This window comes from Pseudomonas brassicacearum, from assembly GCF_003732225.1.
Classification (GTDB): Bacteria; Pseudomonadota; Gammaproteobacteria; order Pseudomonadales; family Pseudomonadaceae; genus Aquipseudomonas; species Aquipseudomonas brassicacearum_E.
In genome coordinates, this window is sequence record NZ_MOBJ01000023.1 from 1 (window position 1) to 8,547 (window position 8,547).

The window sequence follows — 8,547 nt, forward strand, 5'->3', positions numbered from 1 at the left end:
ACCCGTTTTCCAGTAGACCGTAAGGCTGCTCCGCTTAAGTGAACAGCATTACGACTCAATGGTCGGGCTTTTTCTTTCCTGCAAAAACTGCGCTTATTTAGCGCGGCCTTTGTAAGAACCGCCTTCGCGGGTATCGATCTCGATCATGTCGCCGATTTCGATGAAGTCAGCAACCGACAGCTCGGTACCGTTCTTCAGTTTGGCAGGCTTCATCACCTTGCCGGAAGTGTCACCGCGAGCGGAACCTTCGGTGTAGTCAACCTGACGCACGATAGTGGTCGGCAGCTCTACGGAAACCAGACGCTCTTCGAAGAAGATCGCTTCGCAAACATCGGTCATGCCTTCTTCAACGAAAGGCAGAACGGCTTCGATGTCTTCAGCGTTCAGCTCGTACATGGTGTAGTCAGTGGTGTCCATGAACGTGTAGGTGTCGCCGCTGATGAAGGACAGGGTCGCTTCTTTGCGGTCGAGGATTACGTCGTCCAGTTTGTCGTCGGCGCTGTAAACGATCTCGGTCTTGTAACCGGTCAGCAGGTTTTTCAGCTTGGTCTTCATGATCGCGCTGTTACGACCGGACTTGGTGAATTCAGCTTTCTGAACCAACCAAGGGTCGTTTTCGAGACGGATCACCGTACCGGGTTTCAGTTCTTTACCAGTTTTCATTGCGAATATCCGAATTTGGATGGGATTTACAAAAATCTAGGCCGCGTATCATATCCAATTTAGGTAAAACTGCACCAGCGCCGCAGCAAGATCCGCCTGCAAAGCTTGTTCCAGACACCACGCCTGGGCGTGTTTTTGCAGTTCTGGCCAGTGTTCCTGCGTCGCGCCCCATGCCTCAGCCATTCCTGCACCGGTGTTCCAGGCTCGCCATAACCCGACGAGCGCCGTTTTTGCCGCCGGTGAAAGGCCTGCGGTGTACAGCGTCAGAAAAGCTTCGAGTTTATCCAGGTGGACATCTTCTTCCTGTTGATAAATATGCCACAGCATTGGCCGAGCCGCCCATTGCGCGCGGACGAACGAGTCCTCCCCACGTACCGCGTTGAAATCACAGCTCCACAACAGCAAGTCGTATTGATCCTGTCGGACGAACGGCAGCACCTGCACGGTCAACGCACCGCGCACTTGTATCGCGCCAACACAAAGCCCTTCAACGCCCAGCCAACGCTCGACATCGCCCAGAATCCGCCCCTCGGGCACCAGCAGATGAGTGGCATGAGCGTCGCCGGCCATGACGTCCAGCCAATCGGCCAACCCGGCATTCTCGTAGGCAAATAACGAAATCAGCCGTGCACCGTCGGCGCGATCAACGCCCAGCCCTTGCAGGAATTCGCGCTGCGCCTCGGTACTGCGTTGAAACTGCTCACGCCGTTCCAGCAATCCGCGCTCACGCAGCAAGCCGCCAGTGCCGGCCTGAAATCCCGGGAAGAAGAAGTACTTCTGCACCTGCTTGTACTTCACCGACGGCAAGCCATGACAGCCGATGATCCAGTCTTCGGCACTCAAATAATCGAGGTTCATCCACAGCGGAGCCTTTTCGCGCGTCGCCATTGCCTCCATATAGGCATGTGGCAACTGACAGGCAAAAGCAGCGATCACCACATCGGCGGCATCTGCCGGTTGCCAGTCAGTCGGCCAATGGCAGACTTCGACGCCCTGCTGCCACTGCCGGGCAGCACTAATGTCGAGTTCAGGACACAAGCGTTCGAACGCCCGCAGGTCATCGACCCACAGCCGTACCGCGCAGTGATGCTCGGCCACTAACTGCCTGGCCAGGCGCCAGGTCACGCCGATGTCGCCGTAGTTGTCGACGACCGTGCAGAAAATATCCCAGTCGACTTTCATTCCAGGCTCCGTGGGGCAAAGACCTTAATTGTCCGCATAAATCGTTGCATGCAGAAGAGCCGACGCCGATTAATCTTCATGCGACAATCGCAGCTGCCCATCACTCTCGCCAGGAGGCAGCCATGCCCTACCGCCCAGCCACACGTCGCACGATGTCCATCACACTCAGTCCGCTGCAACTGATTGCCAGCATCGCCGTGGGATTGTGGCTAGGATTTCTGGCCATCGCGCTGACCTGCTGGCTGCTGTCGAAACTGCTGCCCAACGAACAACTCGCCCCGCTCGCAGAAGCCGCGCACCAAATGACTCAGCCCAAGCCAGCGGCAGTCTACCCGGCGCCCGAGAATCCGATGTTTGAGCAGTACAAGGAAAACCTGCGCAAACAGGCGCAACAGCAAACCCTCGATCAGGCACGCAGCAATACCCGCAATCTGTCCAACCCGAAATGCCAGTTCTGGCTACAGCAAGACCAAACCGCGCCCAGCGAAAAAAGCCGCACCAACGTCCTGCAATTCTGCGATTGATCATGAACAAATACACGGTCCACAACCTGATTCTGGAAAAGCTTGCGATCGATCTCGACATCGCTGAGCGTGCAGCACAAACCGCATACGAAACCGCGACCCACGAAGAAAACATCGCCGAGAACAAGTACGACACGTTGGGACTGGAGGCGTCTTATCTGGCGGCCGGACAGGCCAAGCGGGTGGAGGAAATCCGGCAGTCACTGACGCTGTGCCAGAACCTGAGCCTGCGGCCTTATGACGACCAGCGCGGGATTGAAGTCGGTGCGCTGCTGGGTCTGGAAGACGAAAAGGGACGCGAACAGTGGCTGTTCCTGGCCCCTGACGCAGCCGGATTGAAGGTTGATCTGGTGGGGCAACTGATTACCGTCATCACCCCGCGCTCACCGCTGGGTAAAAGCCTGCTGGGCAAGTTCGAGGGGGATGAGGTGGAGATCGTGGTGGCGGGCACTCGGCAACAGTTTGCTGTCACCGAGGTTGTCTAGCGGACTTAGTGAACCGGTAGTTCAACGCCGTCGAACAGTTCTTCCAGTTCCTGCTTGTTGTGGCACTGGATGGCTTTGGCCATCACTTCGCGAGTCAGGTGCGGGGCGAATTTCTCGATGAAGTCGCACATGAAGCCACGCAGGAAAGTCCCGCGACGGAAACCGATTTTAGTCACGCTGGATTCGAACAGCTCGCTGGCGTCGAGCACCACCAGGTCGTTGTCGAGCTTGGTGTCGACGGCCATTTTCGCCACGATACCGACACCCAGCCCCAAGCGAACGTAGGTCTTGATCACGTCGGCGTCGGCGGCGGTGAACACCACTTTCGGGGTCAGGCCGCGATGGCTGAAGGCTTCGTCAAGCTTCGAGCGACCGGTGAAACCGAACACGTACGTCACAATCGGGTATTCAGCCAGGGCTTCGAGGGTCAGCTTCGGCAACTTGGTCAGCGGGTGACCTTGCGGCACGACAACACAACGGTTCCAGCGGTAGCACGGCATCATCACCAGGTCGCCGAACAGCTCCAGCGCTTCGGTGGCAATGGCAAAATCCACGGTGCCGTCAGCGGCCATTTCGGCGATCTGCATTGGCGAGCCCTGGTGCATGTGCAGCGCAACGTCCGGGTATTGCTTGATGAAATTGCTGATCACCGGTGGCAGTGCATAACGTGCCTGGGTGTGAGTGGTCGCAATCGACAGGGTGCCTTTCTTCTCGTTGGAGAACTCCTGAGCGATCTGCTTGATGCTTTCGACCTTGCGCAGAATTTCGCCGGCGGTGGTGATGATTCGCTCACCGGCCGGGGTGACTCGTGTCAGGTGTTTGCCGCTGCGCGCGAAAACCTCGACCCCCAACTCGTCTTCCAGCAGACGGATCTGCTTGCTGATGCCCGGCTGCGAGGTATACAGGCTTTGGGCAGTAGCGGAAACGTTGAGGTCGTGGTGCGCCACTTCCCAGATGTAGCGCAATTGTTGAAGCTTCATATCAATCCCTCAAAGCAGATAGACGCCACGGGCATCAGCGACGGTATATAACTATATTAATGGTTTGAAGAATAAATCTAGAACTTTTTTATCAAAAGGCCAGCATTCTCGCCTTAAATGTCTCCGTGACGCCGACGCTGCGACAACGGCACCAGATAAACCGGCACCTGCGACAACTGCAACACGCGCGCAGCGGTCCGTCCCAACGGTGTTTCCCCACCGGCCCCATGGCTGTGACTACCTACGATCAACAAATCCACCGAGAGTTTCTGCGCCTGGTCGAGAATGACCTGCGACGGATCGCCCTGAAATACTCTCACCGATTTAATCAGCGCCAGATCCTGCTGCCCCTCCCCCAATTCTTCGCGAAAACTGTCAAGTACGCGCTGCTCGATATTGGCCATCACCGTGTTCAAGCCCTGGCTGTGAAACTCATTCAACGCTTGCTCGTCGAGATAGCTCTGCAACACCGATTCGGCAAACAGGCCCATAGGTTCAACCGCGTGCACCACATACAGATCAGCTTTGAATGTTCGTGCCAGAGACAGTGCATGCTGCATCACAAACGGAGCGTAAAGGCCGAGGTCGGTGGCATACAGCATCGAATGAATCATGTGACCTCCTCGAATGCCAGAATGGCGGAGATTGATTCAGCTTAGCAGTGCCGCAGCGAGTACGGCGTCTTGCGCCGTTGGCGCTCAAACCTTCAGTTCATTGCTGATTCCATGAGGGACGTGACCGGTAGCGACCACCTCACGGGCCAACTCGCAATGGCCCGCCTGGTCGTCGAAAAACACGTCGGCGGCGAAGGCTTCGAGAAATGCAGACTTGGCCAGCCCGCCGAGAAACAGTGATTCGTCGAGCCGGATATCCCACTCGCGCAAGGTACGAATGACCCGTTCGTGAGCCGGTGCCGAACGCGCCGTCACCAGTGCGGTGCGGATCGGGCAGCTGTCGTCGGGAAACTCGCGCTGCAACAGATTGAGCGCCGCCAGAAAGCCTTTGAAGGGACCACCGCGCAACGGCTCGCGAGCGGCTTCGCGTTCGTTGGCCTGAAAAGCTTCGAGGCCGCCCGACTGATACACCCGCTCCGACTCATCGGAAAACAGCACGGCGTCACCATCGAAGGCGATGCGCAGTTCGTCGCTGGCGGCACGGCTCGCGCCACCCGACAAAATGGTCGCCGCCGCGAAGCCGGCGTCGAGCGCACTGCGCACGTCATCGGCATGAGTGGAGAGAAACAGATCGCAGCCGAATGCCTTCAGGTACGGATACGGACTGCGTCCACCGACAAACGCTGCGCGGGAAATCGTCAGACCGTAATGATGAATCGAGTTGAAGACGCGCAAGCCGGTGTCCGCGCTATTGCGCGACACCAGCACCACCTCGACCCGCGCCCGGCCGAGGCTGGTATTGAGGCTCAACAGTTTTTGCACCAGAGGGAACGCATCACCCGGCTCGAGGACCTCGTCTTCGTGCTCGATCTGATACTGCCGATAAGCCTCGACGCCGCTCGCCAGATACACCTTGTGGCTCTCGCTCAGGTCGAACAGCGCCCGCGAAGAAATCGCCAGCACCAGTTTGTCGCTTATCCCTTTTGCCATGCTGCTCCCCCCAGGTGTCACGACTTAACCGTTATGCCGATCGACAAAACTCAGGGCCTGATACAAAGCCTCGATTTTCGGCAACTGGCAACCGGCAGCCTTGGCGGCTGCCAATGGCCTTGCGTAGATCGCAGTCAGTTCCAGCGGCCGTTTATGCTGGTAGTCGTGGTACATGCTCGGCCAGTAGTCGGGCATTTTTTCGGTGACCTTGAACAGATGCTCGGCATATCCCGGCGGCATGCTGTGCCCACACGCCAGCGCGCCTTGCAGCACTTCTGCCATCAATGCCTGAATCAGTTCGCGACTGCTGTCATCAGCCATCAGCGGCGTCGTGCTCGCGCCAAGCAATACCGACAAACCGTTGTACGGAACATTCCAGACCAGTTTTTGCCAACGCGCCTGCTGAAGGTTGGCCATTGCCTGTGAATCAAGACCGGCGGTACGAAACAGCCCCGCGCCCTGCTCGACAATGGCCTGACGCGCAACCTCGTCATCGAGCGCCGGCCCACTGTGATAACCCACATTCACCGCACCAAGCGCCTGATGCTCGATCACTCCGGGACCCGCGCGATGCACACAGATAAAGCACAACCCGCCCAGCAGGTGCAGGGAGTCGGGCAACAGATCACGCAGGCTGTCTTCGACATCCAGGCCATTTTGCAGCAGCAGGACCTTCGCACCCGGCGCCGCAGCCTTGATGATCGCCGGTGCAAGCTCGGCGTTACTGGTGGTTTTCGCGCCGACCAGCAACCAGTCACAGGTCGGCATATCGTCGGCCGACGAATACGCCTGAACCGGATTCAAGGTCAACGCGCCATAAGGCGCGCTGTTGAGTTGCAGGCCACGCTCGGCGACCGCCGCAAACTCGCTGCGCAACAGAAAGTGCACATCGAACCCGGCCCGCGCCAGCATCACGCCGTAAAAGCCACCGATCGCCCCGGTGCCGATAATGCCGATTCTCGGCTTTTTAACCGCTGTATCCGTCATGGCAACTCCTCTGGATGTCGACTCAGCGCCTGCCCTACCGCAACATTCAGTTCGGTGCGGGCCAGGCGCGACTGTAGCGCCCCATAAAACTCGCCATCGCGCACGACAAACAGCGCGGGCAAATGAAAGACCTGATAACGCTCCACCACGCCACCGTTGTTCCCCGCATCGATCCAGCACAGCTGATCGACATCAAGGTCAAGCTCCGGTAACTGCTGGCGGGCCCAGCGGCAACTGGAACAGCCGACGCTGGTGAAAATCACCAGCGACACACCACTCATCGCCAACAGCCGCTGGTCGGCATCGAAATCGGTCAGCTCGCATTCGACCACTATACTGGGTGAAACACTGTCGAATGACCGACACTTGGAGTCTGTGTTCATGGGGCGCTTTATTCCTCATCCTGACGATGTGCCTGTCGAGTTAACGTTGCGCAAGCATCAGTGTATTTCTCGGCAAGAGCTGCACACTATCAGTCTCGGAGGCATGGCTTGCAATTACCACCGTGCCTGGCGCAAGGGAACGGCACTGGAAGTGCGAATGCCGACCCTGAGCGAAAATGTCTGTTATCTGGGCTATGTGGCCTGGTGTCTGCGACGAAAGCACGGTTATCTGGTCGGCATCGCCTTCATCGACGAGCAGACCCTGTTTAAAGCGCGGATGGGCGAGCAGGTCTGCCAGATTGAACGCTACTGTCGTCAGCAAAAGCCTCAGGTCGAACAACAGGGCGTCGAGGCGGTGGCCCTCAAATGGGTCGACCAGCATGCCACCGAGTACTCCCACGAGACCGTTCGCCAGGCCTTTGCGCAATCACCACTGGATTAAACCCGCGCCTGCCCATTGTCGAGCAGCCGCGTAACGCGCTAAGGTTCGGCTCCCCGCTGCGCTTAAATCATGCTGTGCTCCGCCGCGCGGGGATCGCTGGCGGCCGGCACCCGTGACCTGACGAGTAACACGATGGCTGATTTACCGATCAATGACTTAAACGTCGCCTCCAACGAGACGCTGATCACTCCTGACCAGCTCAAGCGCGATATCCCTTTGAGCGATGCTGCCCTGCACACCGTGACCAAGGGCCGCGAAGTGATTCGCAACATCCTGGATGGCACCGACCACCGCCTGTTCGTCGTTATCGGGCCTTGCTCGATCCACGACATCAAGGCAGCACACGAATATGCCGAGCGCCTCAAGGTACTCGCCGCTGAAGTGTCCGATACCCTGTATCTGGTCATGCGGGTCTATTTCGAGAAGCCACGTACCACCGTCGGCTGGAAAGGCCTGATCAACGACCCGTACCTGGATGACTCGTTCAAGATTCAGGACGGCTTGCACATTGGTCGTCAGTTGCTGCTGGACCTGGCCGAGATGGGCCTGCCGACGGCGACCGAAGCGCTTGACCCGATCTCGCCGCAGTACCTGCAAGACCTGATCAGCTGGTCGGCGATTGGCGCGCGTACCACCGAATCCCAGACTCACCGCGAAATGGCCTCGGGCCTGTCCTCGGCAGTCGGCTTCAAGAACGGCACCGACGGTGGCCTGACGGTTGCCATCAACGCCCTGCAATCGGTTTCCAGCCCGCACCGCTTCCTGGGGATCAACCAGGAAGGTGGCGTGTCGATCGTCACCACCAAGGGCAATGCCTACGGTCACGTGGTACTGCGCGGCGGCAACGGCAAACCGAACTATGACTCGGTCAGCGTCGCGCTCTGCGAGCAAGCGCTGAACAAGGCGAAGATCAAGCCGAACATCATGGTCGACTGCAGCCACGCCAACTCCAACAAAGACCCGGCGCTGCAACCGCTGGTGATGGAGAACGTGGCCAACCAGATCCTCGAAGGCAACCAGTCGATCATCGGTCTGATGGTCGAAAGTCATTTGAACTGGGGTTGCCAGGCGATTCCGAAAGACCTCGCCGAGCTGCAATACGGCGTGTCGATCACCGACGCCTGCATCGATTGGACAGCCACCGAAAACACCTTGCGCAGCATGCATGCCAAGCTCAAGGATGTGCTGCCGAAACGTCAGCGCACCTGAGCGCATTCAGCGCACGCAAAAACGCCGGGCTTAGCCCGTAATGCTGTTCACTTAAGCGGAGCAGCCTTACGGTCTACTGGAAAACGGG

The 8,547-nt window shown here is 58.3% G+C and carries 11 protein-coding genes; 4 read left to right on the forward strand and 7 right to left on the reverse strand.

All coding sequences use genetic code 11. The annotated features are described in order from the left end of the window. Window positions 1–93: 93 nt before the first annotated feature. Window positions 94–663 (reverse strand): elongation factor P, encoded by a 570-nt coding sequence (locus BK659_RS24110; protein WP_007943632.1) that lies wholly within the window; start codon window positions 661–663, stop codon window positions 94–96. 48 nt (window positions 664–711) lie between these two features. After that, window positions 712–1,845 carry an elongation factor P maturation arginine rhamnosyltransferase EarP gene (gene earP, locus BK659_RS24115; RefSeq protein ID WP_123427767.1) on the reverse strand — a complete coding sequence of 378 codons (1,134 nt, stop codon included), beginning with the start codon at window positions 1,843–1,845 and terminating at the stop codon, window positions 712–714. A gap of 122 nt (window positions 1,846–1,967) precedes the next feature. On the opposite strand from earP, the gene BK659_RS24120 reads away from it, so the two are divergent. Continuing rightward, entirely contained in the window at window positions 1,968–2,369 is a 402-nt protein-coding gene (locus BK659_RS24120) for a hypothetical protein (RefSeq protein WP_123427769.1), read from the forward strand. A 2-nt stretch (window positions 2,370–2,371) separates the two neighbouring features. Further along, window positions 2,372–2,854: a GreA/GreB family elongation factor gene (locus BK659_RS24125; protein WP_123427771.1), complete on the forward strand. Its 483-nt coding sequence runs from the start codon at window positions 2,372–2,374 to the stop codon at window positions 2,852–2,854. A gap of 5 nt (window positions 2,855–2,859) precedes the next feature. Here BK659_RS24125 and cysB read toward each other — a convergent pair whose 3' ends face one another. The 5 genes from cysB to BK659_RS24150 all read right to left on the reverse strand — a co-directional run bounded on the left by cysB (window position 2,860) and on the right by BK659_RS24150 (window position 6,808). Further along, entirely contained in the window at window positions 2,860–3,834 is a 975-nt protein-coding gene (cysB, locus tag BK659_RS24130) for an HTH-type transcriptional regulator CysB (protein ID WP_003183769.1), read from the reverse strand. A 113-nt stretch (window positions 3,835–3,947) separates the two neighbouring features. Continuing rightward, on the reverse strand, window positions 3,948–4,448 hold the full coding sequence (locus tag BK659_RS24135; RefSeq protein ID WP_123427773.1) for a universal stress protein: 501 nt from the start codon (window positions 4,446–4,448) through the stop codon (window positions 3,948–3,950). Between the two features lie 84 nt (window positions 4,449–4,532). After that, entirely contained in the window at window positions 4,533–5,438 is a 906-nt protein-coding gene (locus BK659_RS24140) for a 5'-nucleotidase (protein ID WP_123427775.1), read from the reverse strand. A 24-nt stretch (window positions 5,439–5,462) separates the two neighbouring features. Beyond that, window positions 5,463–6,425, reverse strand: a complete 963-nt coding sequence (locus BK659_RS24145; RefSeq protein WP_123427777.1) for a putative 2-dehydropantoate 2-reductase — start codon at window positions 6,423–6,425, stop codon at window positions 5,463–5,465. Continuing rightward, window positions 6,422–6,808 (reverse strand): YbbN family protein, encoded by a 387-nt coding sequence (locus BK659_RS24150; RefSeq protein WP_123427779.1) that lies wholly within the window; start codon window positions 6,806–6,808, stop codon window positions 6,422–6,424. The genes BK659_RS24145 and BK659_RS24150 overlap by 4 nt, the downstream gene beginning before the upstream one ends. On the opposite strand from BK659_RS24150, the gene BK659_RS24155 reads away from it, so the two are divergent. Together BK659_RS24155 and BK659_RS24160 are read left to right on the forward strand one after the other, a co-directional pair. Beyond that, the gene (locus BK659_RS24155) at window positions 6,807–7,250 is read left to right on the forward strand and encodes a PilZ domain-containing protein (RefSeq protein WP_123427780.1); all 444 of its coding nucleotides are present in this window, start codon (window positions 6,807–6,809) and stop codon (window positions 7,248–7,250) included. The two genes, BK659_RS24150 and BK659_RS24155, sit on opposite strands and share 2 nt — an antisense overlap. 132 nt (window positions 7,251–7,382) lie before the next feature. After that, window positions 7,383–8,459, forward strand: coding sequence for a 3-deoxy-7-phosphoheptulonate synthase (locus tag BK659_RS24160; protein WP_019692932.1), 1,077 nt, complete (start codon window positions 7,383–7,385; stop codon window positions 8,457–8,459). Window positions 8,460–8,547 lie beyond the last annotated feature (88 nt).